The 591-nt window shown below is 54.3% G+C and carries 1 rRNA gene; it reads left to right on the forward strand.

Annotated elements, in window-relative coordinates:
- Positions 1 to 9 precede the first annotated feature (9 nt).
- Positions 10 to 591: ribosomal RNA gene (locus FKP33_RS26790) — 23S ribosomal RNA — on the forward strand; the annotation flags it as partial.

Raw genomic sequence — 591 nt, forward strand, 5'->3', positions numbered from 1 at the left:
GTGATAGCTGGATAAGCTATAAAGAGCACACGGAGGATGCCTAGGCACCAGGAGCCGAAGAAGGACGTGGCGAACAACGATAACGCCTCGGGGAGCCGTAAGCAGGCATTGATCCGGGGATGTCCGAATGGGGGAACCCGCGTGAGGTAATACTCACGTACCATGCAGTGAATACATAGCTGCATAGGAGGCATACGAGGGGAACTGAAACATCTAAGTACCCTCAGGAAAAGAAAACAAAAGTGATTCCGTCAGTAGCGGCGAGCGAAAGCGGATTAGCCCAAACCAAGGAGCTTGCTCCTTGGGGTTGTAGGACGCCGTCGTGGGTGCAGCAGGTTAGGCGAACAGGTCTGGAAAGGCCGGCCATAGAGGGTAAAAGCCCCGTAACCAAAAGTCTGCGAACACCCTAGGCGTATCCTGAGTAGGGCGGGACACGTGAAACCCCGTCTGAATCCGGCAGGACCATCTGCCAAGGCTAAATACTCCCTGGTGACCGATAGTGAAGCAGTACCGTGAGGGAAAGGTGAAAAGAACCGCGGGAGCGGAGTGAAAAAGAACCTGAAACCGTGTGCTTACAAGAAGTCAGAGCCC

The sequence above is a fragment of the Paenibacillus sp. tmac-D7 genome (assembly GCF_006519665.1).
GTDB lineage: Bacteria > Bacillota > Bacilli > Paenibacillales > NBRC-103111 > Paenibacillus_G > Paenibacillus_G validus.